Here is a 13,346-nt window from a genome sequence, read left to right as displayed (position 1 = left end):
CCGCTCAGACCGACGGCGCTCAGGACGACGGCGCTCAGGACGACGGCGCTCAGACCGACGGCGCTCAGGACGACGGCGCTCAGGACGACGGCGCTCAGGACGACGGCGCTCAGGACGACAGCGCTCAGGACGACAGCGCGAGCGACACCGCCAGCACCACCATCACGACCGCGACCGCCCCGTCGAGCACCCGCCAGGCCGTGCGGCTGCGGAACAGCGGCCGTAGGGCCCGCGCCCCGAAGCCCAGCGCCGTGAACCACAGCACGCTGCCCACCGCCGCGCCCGCACCGAACCACCAGCGCTCGTCGCCGTGCGTGTTCGCGACGGAGCCGAGCAGCACCACCGTGTCGAGGTAGACGTGCGGATTCAGGAGCGTCAGCGCCAGGCAGGTGCCGATGGCCGTGCGCAGCGACGTGGAGGCGCCGGCCGGGTCGCCCTCGAGCGTGCCCGGGCGCAGCGCCCGCCGCGCGGCGAGGAACGCATACGCGAGGAGGAAGGCGATCCCGCCCCAGCGGATCGCGACCAGCAGCCACGGTGCCGACTCGAGCACGGCGCCGATCCCGGCGATGCCGAGGACGATCAGGGCCGCGTCCGCCAGCGCGCAGATCGCGACGACGGCGAGCACGTGCTCGCGGCGCAGCCCCTGCCGCAGCACGAAGGCGTTCTGCGCGCCGATGGCGATGATGAGCGAGAGGCCGAAGCCGAGGCCGGACAGGGTGGCGAGGAAGGGGGACACGGCTCCGACGCTAGAGCGCGCCCGCCCTGTAGACCAGCTCATGCTTCTTCAGTACCGTAAGCAGAACTGATGTGAGGAGCGCGATGCTGACCGACGATCTCGACCTCGCCCGCCTCCGCGCCCTCGCCGCCGCCGTCCGCTTCGGCTCCTTCGACGCCGCCGCGCGCGAGCTGCACGTCACGCCCTCGGCGCTCAGCCAGCGGATCAAGGCGCTCGAGTCGGCCGCCGGCCGGGTGCTGCTGGTCCGCTCGCGGCCCGTCGTCGCGACCGAGGCGGGCGCCGGCCTCCTCCGCCTCGCCCGCCAGATCGAGCTGCTCACCGAGGACGCCGTCCGCGCACTCGACGGCGGCCGGCGCGAGGGCCGCGGACCGGTCACCGTGCCGATGGCCGTCAACGCCGACTCGCTCGCGACGTGGGTCCTGCCCGCGCTCGCAACCGTCCCGGACGTGGTCGTCGAGCTGCACCGCGAGGATCAGGAGCACACCACCGCGTTCCTCCGCGACGGCACCGTGCTCGCCGCGGTCACGGCCGAGGCGGAGGCGGTGCTCGGCTGCACCGTCGCTCCGCTCGGCGTGATGCGCTACCGGGCGATGGCCGCCCCCGCCTTCGCCGACCGCTGGTTCCCGGACGGGCCGGGGGCCGCGGCGCTCGCCGTCGCGCCCGTCGTCGTCTTCGACGAGAAGGACCGCCTGCAGACCCGCTTCCTCGCCGCGGCCGGGGTGGAGGCCCGCCCGCCGCAGCACCGCGTGCCCGGCTCGGCCGACTTCGAGCAGGCCGTGCGCCTCGGCCTCGGCTGGGGCATGCTGCCCGAGCTGCAGGCCCCCGTCGGCGCCGCGGGCCTCGTCCCCCTCGGCGGCGCCCCCGTCGACGTCCCCCTCTACTGGCAGCAGTGGTCCCTCCACACCCCGAGCCTCGACGCCGTCGCCGCCGCGATCGCCGCCGCCGCCCACGCGACCCTGCGGCGCTGACCCCCGCCGCGAGATGCCACTTGTGAGCGCGACACGCCGTGAAAAGCGTGCACAAGTGGCATCTCGCGGCGAGCGTCAGACGGCGAAGACGTCGCGGAGGGTCACCGTCTCGAGGGAGCGGGCGCGGAGGATGTCGACCAGCTGCGCGTAGACCGTCGTCACCGGGTCGAAGTTGGCGTGCCCGATCACGATGCGCTGCGGCCGGAACCACTCGTCCGCGAAGCCGAGCAGCTGCTCCGGCGTGATCCGCCCCGAGTCGGAGAGCGAGCCGTACCAGAGCGTCGTCGCCGTGTAGCCGACGGCCGCCGCGGCCGCCCGGCTGCGCGCGTCGGTGTAGCCGAACGGCGGCCGGTAGAAGGGAGCGGCCTCCACCCCGTAGGTCGCGCGGATGAACTCGCCGTTGCGGCCGAGCTCCTCCTGGATCCCGTCGTCCGAGAGCGAGGTGAGATCCGCGTGCGACCAGGTGTGGTTCGCGAGCTGCACCTGCCCGCTCGCGACCAGCGGTGCGAGCGCCGGCGCGTTCGCGGTCCAGGAGTCGTACTTGCCGTTGAGGAAGAAGGTGAGGCGGGTCCCGGTGTCCTTGGCGAACTGCGCGTAGGCGGCGACCACGTCGGAGTCGGCGCCGTCGTCGACCGTCCACGCCATCAGGTTCCCGTCGCCGGGCAGCTCGGTGATCGTGCCCTCCGGCAGGGGGAAGCGCGCGCGGACCGGCACGGGGGTCGCCGTCGCCGTCGGCACGGGGCGCGGCGGGGGAGTGGGGGTGGGAGTGGGCGTCGAGGTCGCGGCCACCGGCGTCGCGGTCGGCGTGAGTCGCGCGGTGCTCGTGCACCCGGCCAGGCCGACGGCGGCGGAGGCGATCCCCAGCAGCAGCGCACGGCGCCGCAGTGCATCCGGCTTCGAGCCGTTCATGGTCCCCCCACGTGGCGGACCGGACCCCCCGGAGCACCGGGAGCGACGGTAGCACCGGCGAGCCTTGCAGGGCGCGCGCGTGTCGCCTAAGCTACTCGGGTTGCGTGCATCTGCACGCTCTTGCGCGCTGCCCTCCGGGCGGGACCCCGGTCCCCCTCGACAGGCGGGCGGTGCGCCGACAAGTGACCTTGGGTGGGTCGGGCGAGGCCTCGTGCCGCGCGTGGCCCACGGTACCCACACATGGAGGAAACCATGGCAGCAGTCTGCCAGGTGACCGGAGCCGTCCCCGGCTTCGGACACGCCATCTCGCACTCGCACCGGCGCACCAAGCGCCGCTTCGACCCGAACGTGCAGAAGAAGACGTACTACGTCCCGTCCCTGCGCCGTAACGTCACGCTGACGCTGTCGGCCAAGGGCATCAAGGTCATCGACGCCCGTGGCATCGAGTCCGTCGTGAAGGATGTTCTCGCTCGAGGGGTGAAGATCTAATGGCCAAGCAGCAGGACGTCCGTCCGATCATCAAGCTCCGCTCGACGGCGGGAACCGGTTACACCTACGTGACCAAGAAGAACCGCCGCAACGACCCCGACCGTCTCGTGCTCAAGAAGTACGACCCCGTAGTGCGCAAGCACGTCGACTTCCGCGAGGAGCGCTAAGTATGGCTAAGAAGAGCAAGATCGCCCGCAATGAGCAGCGCAAGGTGGTCGTCGAGCGCTACGCCGCCAAGCGCCTCGAGCTGAAGAAGGCCCTCGTCGACCCCGCCGGGACCGACGAGTCCCGCGAGGCCGCCCGCACGGGCCTCCAGAAGCTCCCCCGCAACGCCTCGCCGGTCCGCGTCCGCGGCCGCGACGCCGTCGACGGCCGCCCCCGCGGCAACCTGTCGAAGTTCGGCATCTCGCGTGTCCGCTTCCGCGACATGGCCCACCGCGGCGAGCTGCCCGGCATCACCAAGTCGAGCTGGTAATCGGCGCCCGCATTTCTGCGTGAACACCGGAAGGCCCCACGATCTCGCGATCGCGGGGCCTTTCGGCGTTCACGGGTCGGGGCGTCCCTGCCGCCCCTCCCGCAGTCGGCCCGTCGGGATGGTTGAGTCCCGCAGAGCGTCCTGCGTTCGCTGCGGAGAATCGCTTGGCACGCGATTCTCCGATTCGCTCGCGCGCTCCGCTTGCGACGCTTGTTCCGGACGGTGATCCGTCGCGAACGGCTCCTTCTTCCGCTGTCAGGCAGCCGTCCGTGACGGATGGGCGATGCCTCGCAGACGTCGGCGGAGCCCCTGCATGCTGATCGAGTAGGCCGCGGAGCGGGCGTATCGAGCGCTTCCGGTGACGGTGGGTCTCGATACGCCCCTGGCGGGGCTACTCGACCAGCAGGGGAGGCCGCGCTCACGCCGGTGGTCCCGGCCCTGCATGCTGGGACCAGCACGGGAGGCCGCGCTCACGCCGACGGGGCCCCTGCATGCTGATCGAGTAGCCCGCGGAGCGGGCGTATCGAGATCCACCATGACCGGGCGTGGGGCCTGCAGACCGCCCTCTCGGTGACGGTGGGTCTCGATACGCCCCTGGCGGGGCTACTCGACCAGCATGGTCGGGGCCGCACTGCGACCATGATCCCCAGCATGCTGATCGAGTAGGCCGCGGAGCGGGCGTATCGAGATCCGGCCGCCGGGCGCCGCGTAAAATGGGGGGCATGACAAGCAGCCTTCCGACCGTCGCCGAGATCGCGGCGCTCATCGACCACGCGATCCTGAAGCCCGAGCTGACCCGGGCCGAGGTCGACGCGCAGCTCGACGAGGCCCGCGCGGCCGGCGTCTTCAGCGTCTGCGTCCGCCCCTCCGACATCGCGCACGCGGTCCGTCGGCTCGAGGGCTCCGGCGTCCTCGTCGGCACGGTCATCGGCTTCCCGCACGGCACGACCTCGACCGCGGCGAAGGTCGCGGAGTCGACGCAGGCCCTCGCCGACGGCGCGGTCGAGCTCGACATGGTCGTCAACATCGGGCGCCTGCGCAGCAACCTCCTCGACGACGTCGAGGCCGACATCCGCGCGGTCGTCGACGCGGCCGAGGGCCACGTCGTCAAGGTGATCCTCGAGACCAGCTACCTCGACGACGAGCAGATCGTCGCCGGCAGCGAGGCCGCCGAGCGCGCGGGCGCCGACTTCGTCAAGACCGCGACCGGCTTCGGCGGCGGCGGCGCGAACGAGCACGACCTGCGCCTGATGCGCGGCGCCGTCTCGGACGCCGTCCAGGTCAAGGCCTCGGGAGGCGTCCGCGACCTCGACACGCTCCTGGCCTTCCGCGAGCTCGGCGTCACCCGCTTCGGCACGAGCGGCTCGGCCGTCATCCTCGGCGACCTCACCGCGCGCCAGGCGGGCGATTCCTCCGCCGCCCGCGTCGACACCGCCTCGTACTGAGCACCGTGCGCGGGGGAGGGGTGTCCGGTCGTCGCGCCGCGGCGGAGGGCCGCTCCCTCGACGACATCGCGAAGGCGCTGAAGGAGCGGGTCTACGCCGCTTTCACCGGCCTCGCCGTCGTGATGATCTACGCCGTCGACGACCAGCCCGACTCCGCGCACGCCCTCCGCAGCCTCGTCATCGCGATCATCGGCATCTCGGCCGCGGGCTTCGTCGCCGACGTGATCGCGCACCAGGTCGCCCACGCGGCGACCCCGACGGCGGCCGAGGCGCGCACGATGCTCCGCATCTCGGGTGGCGCGCTCGCCTCCGCCTCGCTCCCCGTCCTGGTGCTGGCCGCCTCGGCGCTCGGCTGGATCGACGACGTGGTCGCGCTGCGGATCGGCGTCGGCGTCTATGTCGCGACCCTCGCCGGCATCGCCCTCATCGCGGTGGTCCGGGCCGGCCTCGGGCTCGGTCAGAGCATCATCGGCCTGCTCGGGCTCGTCGGACTGGGAGCCGCCGTCGTCGGCGTGCTCGCCCTGTCGCACTGAGGGGCGGACGATCGTGACCGGAGCCCGCACCCGCGTCGAGCTCGGCCGCCAGGAGGACCTCGGCGCCGACTGCGCGAACTGCTTCGGCCTCTGCTGCGTCGCCCTCGCCTTCACCCGCTCCGCCGACTTCCCGGTCGACAAGCCGGCGGGGGAGCCGTGCGCGAACCTCGACACCGAGGACGCCTGCACGATCCACCGCAGGCTCCGCCCGGAGGGCTTCGTCGGCTGCACCGTCTTCGACTGCTTCGGTGCGGGTCAGAAGGTGTTCAGGCGGACGTTCGGCGGTGTCTCCTGGCGCGACGACGCCGAGGTGCGCGCGCGGATGTTCGCGGTCTTCCCGCTGATGCGCCGCCTGCACGAGCTGCTCTGGTACCTCGACGTCGCGCTCGCCCTGCCGGGGGCGGACGCCGCCCTGCGCGACGCGCTGCGCGCCCGCTTCGACGCCGTGCACACCCTGACGCTCGCGGACGCGGACGCGATCCTCGCGGCCGACGTCGACGCCGAGTACGGCGCCGCCCGTCCGCTGCTGATCGCGGCCAGCGCGGCCGCCCGTGCGGACGGTCCGCGCCGGAGGAAGCACGGCCGGGTCCGCCTGGCACCGGGCGTCGATCTCGTGGCGGCGACGCTCGCCGGAGCGGATCTGCGCGGCGCCGATCTGCGCGGGGCGCTGCTGATCGCGGCCGATCTCCACGGAGCGGACCTGCGGGGCTGCGACGTGCTGGGCGCGGATCTGCGGGACGCCGATGTGCGGGGCGCGGACCTCTCCGAGGCCGTCTTCCTGACGCAGGCCCAGGTCACCAGCACCCGCGGGGACGCGGCGACCCTGCTGCCGCCGCACTTCGAGCGGCCGTCGCACTGGGCGACGGCGACGCGCTAGCGCTCGAGGGTGCCCGCCGAGGGCCCGTCGTCGTCGAGGCCGAGGCCGCCGAGGACCTCGCGGTGGACCAGGTGCGACCCGTTCCAGTTCTCGATCACGCACTGCGGGAACGCCTCGTGGTCGAGGGCGTCGAGCCAGCTCGCAGCCGCCTCGCGGGCCCAGGTGTCGGAGGAGTAGACGCCGAGGATCTCGGTCTCGTCCGCGAACGGCCCGGTGGTCGAGAGCACGTAGTGACCGACGCTCATGGCTGCTCCTTCGTGGTCGCGCAGTGGCACGCGATGATCAGCCTGTCACAAACACGCTCTTGCGCGTGGCGGGGGTTCGTGGTTACGACATGCTGTCGCGAAGTCGCGCGTTAAGCGCGGCGAGGGCTGCGGCGATCTCGGTCCGGTCGGCTCCGGGCAGGACGGCACCGCCCTGCGCGAGGCTGTGCCTCAGCGCGTCGAGCTCGGCGACGCCGAGGCGGCCGGCGGAGGTGAGCACCTCGAGGGTGGTGAGGATGCCGACGAGGGCGACGGCGTCGTCCACATCGAGGGGGCGGGCGCAGCTGTTCTCCATGCGCTTCTCCTGGTGTTAGGTGCCGCGTGGGGGGCGCGGGCGTTCGGGGCGGGTGGGGCGGGGTGTCGGCGGCACTGCGACGCCCCGCGGCCGGATCGACCGCGGGGCGTCACAGGTGCTGGGGTGATCAGGCGACGCGCGGCTCGGCCTCGGGGGCGTCGTCCTCGGGGATGTACACGTCCTGCACGGTGACGTTGATCTCGGCGACGTCCATGCCCACGATCTCGCGGATCGCACGGCCGACGGCGGCGCGCACGCCCTCCGCGACGTCCTGGAGCGCGGCCGGGTACTCGGCGACGATCGTGACGTCGGCGGCGACCTGGCGCTCGCCGACCTCGACCTTGACGCCCTGGGCGCGGTCGTCGTTGCCGAGCGCGCCGCGGATGGCGCCGAGGGCGCGGGCGGCGCCGTTGCCGAGGGCGTGCACACCGGGCACCTCGCGGGCCGCGATGCCCGCGACCTTCGCGATGACGCCGTCGTCGATGACGGTGCGCCCGGTTCCGGTCGCCGTCGTCGTGGTGGTCGCGTTGCTCTCGGCCATGATCTCCTCTTTCGTCTCGGGGCCCGGTCGGTCGATCGGGCTGTTCAGAGGTAGGACGGAGCGCGCACGGTGATCGTCACGGTGCCGTCCCGGCTGCCCAGGCGACTGCCAGGGTCGCCCCTCTGTGCCGACGATTCAGCGCGCCGTCTGCTGCCCGAGGAACGCGAGGGTCCGCTCCAGCGCCTCGCGCGCCTCCGGCAGCTCGAGGTGGAACTGGTACTCGTGCCCCAGCTCGGTGTCGTGCCCGTCGCCCCAGAGCAGCGCGGTGACCGGCACGCCGAGCGAGCGCAGCTGGGCCGCGAACGGCCGCGACTGCTGCGCGGTGAGCGGGTCGGCGTTGCCTCCGCTGAGGAAGGCCGGCGGGAAGCGCGGCGTCACGTGCTCGATCGTCGACATCCACCGCGCGGCGTCCGAGGTCCACCAGGCCCGCCGGCCGGTGTAGGCCCAGAGGGCGGCGCGCAGACCGCGGCCCGCGAGTCCGGTCGCCCCGGCGAGAGCGGAGAGGTCGAAGATCCCGCAGTGCAGGATCACCGCGCGCACGGCGTCGACGGGCAGCGTCGTCGTGAGCCCGGCCGCGCGGGCGTAGGAGGGGTTGGTGATCGCGGTGGCGAGCTGGCTGGCGAGCTGCGCGCCGGCGGAGTCGCCCGCCAGGACGAGGCGGTCGCGGGCGATCCCGAGTCGGCCGGCGCTGCGGCGGAGGTGCTCCAGCGCGGCGAGCAGCTGCCGCGGCGCGGTCGGGTGCACGGCCTCCGGGCCGCGGCTGTAGTCGAGTGAGACGGCGGTGTAGCCGGCGCCCGCGAGCAGGCGGAGGTAGGGGTCCACGTCGCGCCGGTGGCCCGAGACCCAGCCGCCGCCGTGGATCCAGACCACGGTCGGGCGCGAGCCGGCCACCGCGGAGCGGAAGACGTCGGCCGTGGTGGCGGGCGCCCCGGGGCGCGCCGGGATCGGCTCCGCGACCCGGCTGATCCCCTCGGGCGCGAACGGGAGCATGGCCGCGGCCGTCCGCCGCGCCTCGCGCTCGAAGACCGTCCGCACGGCCAGAGCGGCCGGCCAGGACGCGGCCCGGATCGGCGTCGCGCGCACGGTGCCCCCTCCTCGCGTCGATCGCGCCACCCCCACCGGCGGCGCTCCCCGAAGGGTACGCACCGCATGTTTCCGCCGTGCGACGACGCGGGTGGCAGGCTGGGGGCGTGACGGACGACGTGAGCGCGACGGCCCCCGGGGCGACACCCGGGGCGACACCCGGGGCGACTCCTGTGGCGACCCCGGCCGAGGCCGTCCGCCCGAGGGCCCTGCGCCCGAAGGCGATGCTCGTGCTGGCCCTGATCGGCGCGGTCGGCGGAGTGCTCTCGGGCGCGTTCGGCGTCGGCGGCGGCATCGTGATGGTGCCGATGCTGATCGCCTGGGCCGGGATGGACCAGCGCCGCGCCTCCGCGACCTCGCTGCTCGCGATCGCGCCGACCGCGGTGGCCGGTGCTTTCGGCTACGCGCTCGGCGGTCAGGTCGCCTGGCTCCCCGCCGCCGTGATCGCCGCGGCGGCGATGATCGGCGCGATCGCCGGCTCCTGGCTGCTCGCGCGCCTGCCGCTCGGCGTGCTCCGCTGGCTGTTCGTCGCCCTGCTGGTGGCGGCGGCGGTGCGGATGGCCGTGTTCGGCTCGAACGAGACCGGCGACGTCGCCGAGGGCTGGGGCGTCTGGCCCGGCTTCGGCGGGCTGGGTCTCGCGATGGGCGTCGCCTCGGGGCTGTTCGGGATCGGCGGCGGGGCGATCGCCGTGCCCGTCCTCGTCGGGGCCTTCGGGCTCGCCGACCTGCTCGCCAAGGGCACCTCGCTCGCCGCGATGATCCCGACGGCGATCAGCGGCTCGATCGCGAACGCGCGCCGCGGGCTGCTCGATGTCCGGGCCGGGCTCGTGGTCGGCCTCTGCGCGACGGGGTTCTCCTTCGCCGGGGTGGCGCTGTCGTTCCTGCTGCCCGCGCGGATCTCGGGCGTGCTGTTCGCCGCGCTGCTGCTCCTGGCGGCGCTCCAGCTCGCGCTGAAGGGGCGGCGGAAGCGGTCCTGATCCGGGGCTCGATCTCGTCCGCTCTTGACACCCGCCGCTTGTAAGTGTTTGATCAGTCACATGCCGACCACGACCCCCCGCTCCACCGCAGAAGCCCAGCGCGAGCGGATCACCGCGGCCGCCGTGCACGTCTTCGCCCGCACCGGCTACTCCGCGACTCCGATCACCGAGGTCGCGGCCGAGGCGGGGGTCTCGCCCGCCTACGTCTTCCGGCTCTTCCCCGGCAAGCTCGGCGTCTTCGTCGCCGCGGTCGACCGCTGCTACGAGCTGGTGGCGTCGACGCTCGCCGCGGCGGGGGAGGGGTCGCCGTCGTCGAATCCCGCCGATCGGCTCGAGGCGATGACCCTCGCCTACATCGATCTGATCGCCGACCGCGACCTGATCATGCTGCAGTCGCAGGCGCAGAGCGCGAGCGGGGTACCCGAGATCCGGGAGGCCGTGCGCCGCGGGATCTCCTCGGTCGTCCGGACCGTGAGCGTCGTCTCGGGCGCCGACGGCCCGGCCGTCCAGCGCTTCATCGCCTACGGCCAGCTCTGCCACCTGATCGTGCAGACCGACCTCGGCGGCGTCGACTCCGAGTGGGCGCGCATCGTCTCGACGGGCATCCGGCACCACGACTGAGCCGGCGCGCATGCCGATCGGCCCATGCCGGTCGAGTAGCCCCGCCTGCATGGTGGTCGACTCATGTTGGTCGAGTAGCCCCGCAGGGGCGTATCGAGACCCATCGTCATCAGCAGGGCGGGTCTGCAGACTCGTCCTCTGACGGTGGTGGATCTCGATACGCCCGCTGTGCGGGCTACTCGATCAGCATGGAGGGGCCCCCCACACCGCATGACCGACTTCTTCATTTCCACAGAAGTGACTGTCCAGTCACACACTCACCCCTAGGAGCACCCCATGACCACCGCCCTCCCGCGCACCACCACCCGCGTCGTCCTCCCCGGGCTCGTCGAGCCGTCCGGGCTCCTCCTCGAGCAGGCCGCCGTCGAGCCGCCCGCGGTCGGCGAGCTGCTCGTCGCCGTCGAGGCCACCGGCATCTCGTTCGCCGAGCAGTCCATGCGCCGCGGCCGCTACTTCGCCCAGCCCGCGTTCCCCTTCACTCCCGGCTACGACCTGGTCGGCCGGGTGCTCGCGGTCGGCCCCGGCGGCGACGCGTCCCTCGAGGGCCGCCGCGTCGCCGCCCTCACCAAGACCGGCGGCTGGACCGGGCACGCCCGCGTCGCCGCGCGCGACTGCGTCCTCGTCCCCGAGGGCGTCGCGCCGGAGGACGCCGAGGCCGTGGTGGTGAACGGAGTGACGGCCTGGCAGATGCTGCACCGCTCGGCCCGGCTCTCCCGCGGCGACACGATCCTCCTCTTCGGGGCGAACGGCGGCGTCGGCGGACTCGTGCACCGGCTCGCCTCGCTCGAGGGCATCCGGGTGATCGGCGCCGCCTCGCCGCGGCACCACGACGCCCTTCGCGCGGCCGGCGTCGAGCCGGTCGACTACGCCGATCCGGCGCTCGCCGCCCGCGTCCGCGAGCTCGCGCCCGGCGGCGTGCAGGCCGTCTTCGACAACATCGGCGGGGAGACCACCCGCCTGGCCTGGTCGCTGCTCGCTCCCGGCGGCACCCTCGTCGCCTATGCGATCGTCAGCGCGAGCACGGGGAGCATCTGGCCGCCGTTCCTGAAGCAGCTCGCCCGGATCCAGGCGTACCAGCTGGCGCCGAACCGGAAGCGCGCCGTCTTCTACGACCTCTGGGCCGGCCACTCGCGGCGGCCCGCGCGGTTCCGCGCGCGGCTCGAGGAGGACCTGGGCCGCGTGCTCGCGCTGCTCGCGGACGGCTCGCTCACGGCCAACATCGCGGCGCGCTTCCCGCTCACCGAGATCGTGGCGGCGATGGAGCTCGCCGAATCGCGGACGCTCGACGGCAAGGTGATCCTGCTGCCCTGATCGCGGCGGCCGGGGAGCGGAGCCTCGAGAGCATGGAAAACTGGGAGGTGATGTCCTCCCGAGCCGCATGAGCGCCGCCACCTACCTGACCGCCTCGATCCCGCTGCGCCTCGCGAGCGCGGGCATGGTCGTCGCCCTGCCCGTCCTCGCCGTCGAGCGCCTCGACGACGTCGCCCTCGGCGGGCTGCTGACCGGTGCCGCGCTGTTCCCGAGTGTGATCGCGGCTCCGCTCGTCGGCACGGTGCTCGATCGGGTGCGCGCCCCGCGCCGGCTGCTGGTCGGCGCGGCGCTCGCCACCGCCGCCTCCTTCGCGCTCGCGTCCTTCCTCGGCGACGTGCCGACGGTGCTGATCGCGCTGCTGCTGGTGATCGCGGGCCTGGCGACTCCGGTCTACATGGGCGGCATGTCGAGCTTCGTGACCAGCGCGATCGCCGACCCGCGCCGCGCCTACGCCCAGGACTCGCTCTCCTACACGGTCGCCTCGATCGGTGGCCCTGCGATCGCCGGGCTCGTGATCGCCGTCGCCTCCGCCCGTTTCGCGATGCTCGCGATGGCCGCCCTCGCGCTCGTGGGCGTCCTCGGCTCGCTCGCCCTGCGGATGGAGGCGCGGCCGACCCCCACCGTCGGCGTCCGGCGCACCATCGCCGCCGGCGTCACGCATCTCATCCGGCACCGGCCGATCGCGATCGTCACCCTCTCCGGGACGATCAGCCAGATCGGCGGCGGCGCGGCCGGAGTCGCCGCGATCGGCCTGTCGCTGGAGCGGGTGGGCAGCACCGCGGCTGCGGCCGGGCTGCTCACCGCGTTCGCCGTCGGCGGCCTGCTCGGCGCGATCGCGGTCGCCGTCCGGCGCTGGACGCACCGTCCGCCGGCCTGGGTGATGGGTGCGGGCTTCGCCGCGACCGGCGTCGCCCTGCTCGCCGCCGCACCCGACCTCGGGATCGTCGTGGCGCTCGTCGCGTTCGCCGTCGCCGGAGTCTTCACCGCACCCGCGAACGCCGCGATGCTCCTGCTGCGCGATCAGGAGAGCCCGGCCGCCGTCCGCTCCCAGGTCTTCACCATCGGAGCGGGCCTGCGCGCCGCCGCCGCCGCGGTCGGCGCCGCCCTGGCCGGAGCCGCGTCCGCTCTCGACGCCGGCTGGCTCATCCTCGGCATCGCCGCCGTCTGGATCGCCTCGGGCCTGCTCCTCACCCTCTTCCCCCGACCCCCGGCCACGCGCACGCCCTGATCCCCGCCGCGAGATGCCACTTGGGTACGCGACACGCCGTGAAGAGCGTGCACAAGTGGCATCTCGCGGGGAGGGTCAGGCGGCGGCGCCCGCCAGGCTGCCGGTGCTCGGACCCGCGGGGTCGGTGATCAGGCAGTTGATGACGCGGTCGCCGCCGTCCCAGCTCTCCTGCGTGGGGTAGTAGTAGCTGAAGTCGTACTGCGACTCCTCGTAGCTGAGGCCGACGAAGCCCTCGAACGCGGCCTGGCACTCGGAGTCGGCCTGTGCGGTGGTCTCCGTCTCGCCGGGGTACTCGTCCGCCTCGGCCATCGTGATGTTCTGGAAGACCTCGTAGCTGTGCGCCTCGGAGCACGGCACGGTCGGGACGTCGGTGACCTCGGTCGCGGTCTCGCTCAGCTCGTCGTTCAGGCAGTCGCCGACGCGGAGCTGGAAGACGTCGGTCGTGCCGCCGTCGACGATCTCGCCGGAGGTGTCGTCGCGCGTCTCACCGCCCATCATGCTGTTGATCCCCGAGCAGCCGGCGAGGCCGAGGGCGAGGGCCGCGGCGGCGGCGAGGACGAGGGCGGAACGGCGGCGGTTCATCGGAGGCTCCAGA

General features: G+C 73.7%; 18 protein-coding genes. 11 read left to right on the top strand and 7 right to left on the bottom strand.

Going from position 1 to position 13,346, the window contains the following annotated elements; all coding sequences use genetic code 11:
* Positions 1–124 precede the first annotated feature (124 nt).
* On the bottom strand, positions 125–778 hold the full coding sequence (locus HQQ86_RS06545) for a LysE/ArgO family amino acid transporter (RefSeq protein ID WP_173287266.1): 654 nt from the start codon (positions 776–778) through the stop codon (positions 125–127).
* Between the two features lie 41 nt (positions 779–819).
* Here HQQ86_RS06545 and HQQ86_RS06540 point away from each other — a divergent pair, with 41 nt between their 5' ends.
* On the top strand, positions 820–1,704 hold the full coding sequence (locus HQQ86_RS06540) for an ArgP/LysG family DNA-binding transcriptional regulator (protein WP_173287265.1): 885 nt from the start codon (positions 820–822) through the stop codon (positions 1,702–1,704).
* 75 nt (positions 1,705–1,779) lie between these two features.
* On the opposite strand, the gene HQQ86_RS06535 is transcribed toward HQQ86_RS06540, so the two are convergent.
* The gene (locus HQQ86_RS06535; protein ID WP_173287264.1) at positions 1,780–2,613 is read right to left on the bottom strand and encodes a polysaccharide deacetylase family protein; all 834 of its coding nucleotides are present in this window, start codon (positions 2,611–2,613) and stop codon (positions 1,780–1,782) included.
* 252 nt (positions 2,614–2,865) lie between these two features.
* On the opposite strand from HQQ86_RS06535, the gene rpmB reads away from it, so the two are divergent.
* The 6 genes from rpmB (at position 2,866) to HQQ86_RS06510 (ending at position 6,432) form a co-directional block, all read left to right on the top strand.
* Entirely contained in the window at positions 2,866–3,102 is a 237-nt protein-coding gene (rpmB, locus tag HQQ86_RS06530; protein ID WP_056038148.1) for a 50S ribosomal protein L28, read from the top strand.
* The gene (gene rpmG, locus HQQ86_RS06525) at positions 3,102–3,269 is read left to right on the top strand and encodes a 50S ribosomal protein L33 (protein ID WP_027692168.1); all 168 of its coding nucleotides are present in this window, start codon (positions 3,102–3,104) and stop codon (positions 3,267–3,269) included. The genes rpmB and rpmG overlap by 1 nt, the downstream gene beginning before the upstream one ends.
* A gap of 2 nt (positions 3,270–3,271) precedes the next feature.
* Complete coding sequence (gene rpsN, locus HQQ86_RS06520; protein ID WP_159986058.1) at positions 3,272–3,577, top strand: 30S ribosomal protein S14; 306 nt, start codon at positions 3,272–3,274, stop codon at positions 3,575–3,577.
* A gap of 722 nt (positions 3,578–4,299) precedes the next feature.
* On the top strand, positions 4,300–5,022 hold the full coding sequence (gene deoC, locus HQQ86_RS06515) for a deoxyribose-phosphate aldolase (protein WP_173287263.1): 723 nt from the start codon (positions 4,300–4,302) through the stop codon (positions 5,020–5,022).
* A gap of 20 nt (positions 5,023–5,042) precedes the next feature.
* The gene (locus HQQ86_RS21195; protein WP_254071790.1) at positions 5,043–5,555 is read left to right on the top strand and encodes a hypothetical protein; all 513 of its coding nucleotides are present in this window, start codon (positions 5,043–5,045) and stop codon (positions 5,553–5,555) included.
* Between the two features lie 13 nt (positions 5,556–5,568).
* Entirely contained in the window at positions 5,569–6,432 is an 864-nt protein-coding gene (locus tag HQQ86_RS06510; protein ID WP_367948563.1) for a pentapeptide repeat-containing protein, read from the top strand.
* Here the strand turns inward: HQQ86_RS06510 and HQQ86_RS06505 are convergent.
* From HQQ86_RS06505 to HQQ86_RS06490, 4 genes are all read right to left on the bottom strand, one after another.
* Positions 6,429–6,677 (bottom strand): hypothetical protein, encoded by a 249-nt coding sequence (locus HQQ86_RS06505; protein WP_173287261.1) that lies wholly within the window; start codon positions 6,675–6,677, stop codon positions 6,429–6,431. The genes HQQ86_RS06510 and HQQ86_RS06505 overlap by 4 nt on opposite strands.
* Before the next feature lie 82 nt (positions 6,678–6,759).
* On the bottom strand, positions 6,760–6,990 hold the full coding sequence (locus tag HQQ86_RS06500) for a hypothetical protein (RefSeq protein WP_173287260.1): 231 nt from the start codon (positions 6,988–6,990) through the stop codon (positions 6,760–6,762).
* A gap of 127 nt (positions 6,991–7,117) precedes the next feature.
* Positions 7,118–7,531, bottom strand: a complete 414-nt coding sequence (locus HQQ86_RS06495) for an Asp23/Gls24 family envelope stress response protein (RefSeq protein WP_173287259.1) — start codon at positions 7,529–7,531, stop codon at positions 7,118–7,120.
* 135 nt (positions 7,532–7,666) lie between these two features.
* Positions 7,667–8,614, bottom strand: coding sequence for an alpha/beta hydrolase (locus HQQ86_RS06490; RefSeq protein ID WP_173287258.1), 948 nt, complete (start codon positions 8,612–8,614; stop codon positions 7,667–7,669).
* Between the two features lie 107 nt (positions 8,615–8,721).
* On the opposite strand from HQQ86_RS06490, the gene HQQ86_RS06485 reads away from it, so the two are divergent.
* The 4 genes from HQQ86_RS06485 to HQQ86_RS06470 all read left to right on the top strand — a co-directional run bounded on the left by HQQ86_RS06485 (position 8,722) and on the right by HQQ86_RS06470 (position 12,751).
* Positions 8,722–9,591 carry a sulfite exporter TauE/SafE family protein gene (locus tag HQQ86_RS06485; protein WP_173287257.1) on the top strand — a complete coding sequence of 290 codons (870 nt, stop codon included), beginning with the start codon at positions 8,722–8,724 and terminating at the stop codon, positions 9,589–9,591.
* 60 nt (positions 9,592–9,651) lie between these two features.
* On the top strand, positions 9,652–10,212 hold the full coding sequence (locus HQQ86_RS06480; RefSeq protein WP_173287256.1) for a TetR/AcrR family transcriptional regulator: 561 nt from the start codon (positions 9,652–9,654) through the stop codon (positions 10,210–10,212).
* Positions 10,213–10,488: 276 nt separating this feature from the next.
* The gene (locus tag HQQ86_RS06475) at positions 10,489–11,523 is read left to right on the top strand and encodes a medium chain dehydrogenase/reductase family protein (protein ID WP_173287255.1); all 1,035 of its coding nucleotides are present in this window, start codon (positions 10,489–10,491) and stop codon (positions 11,521–11,523) included.
* A 67-nt stretch (positions 11,524–11,590) separates the two neighbouring features.
* The gene (locus HQQ86_RS06470; protein WP_173287254.1) at positions 11,591–12,751 is read left to right on the top strand and encodes an MFS transporter; all 1,161 of its coding nucleotides are present in this window, start codon (positions 11,591–11,593) and stop codon (positions 12,749–12,751) included.
* A 75-nt stretch (positions 12,752–12,826) separates the two neighbouring features.
* On the opposite strand, the gene HQQ86_RS06465 is transcribed toward HQQ86_RS06470, so the two are convergent.
* The gene (locus HQQ86_RS06465) at positions 12,827–13,333 is read right to left on the bottom strand and encodes a septum formation family protein (protein WP_173287253.1); all 507 of its coding nucleotides are present in this window, start codon (positions 13,331–13,333) and stop codon (positions 12,827–12,829) included.
* Between the last annotated feature and the right edge of the window lie 13 nt (positions 13,334–13,346).

Origin of the sequence: Rathayibacter sp. VKM Ac-2857, assembly GCF_013205025.1 — a bacterium.
GTDB lineage: Bacteria > Actinomycetota > Actinomycetes > Actinomycetales > Microbacteriaceae > Rathayibacter.
Note: the sequence above shows the minus strand (reverse complement) of the source record. Positions and strands in the feature narration are given on the sequence as shown.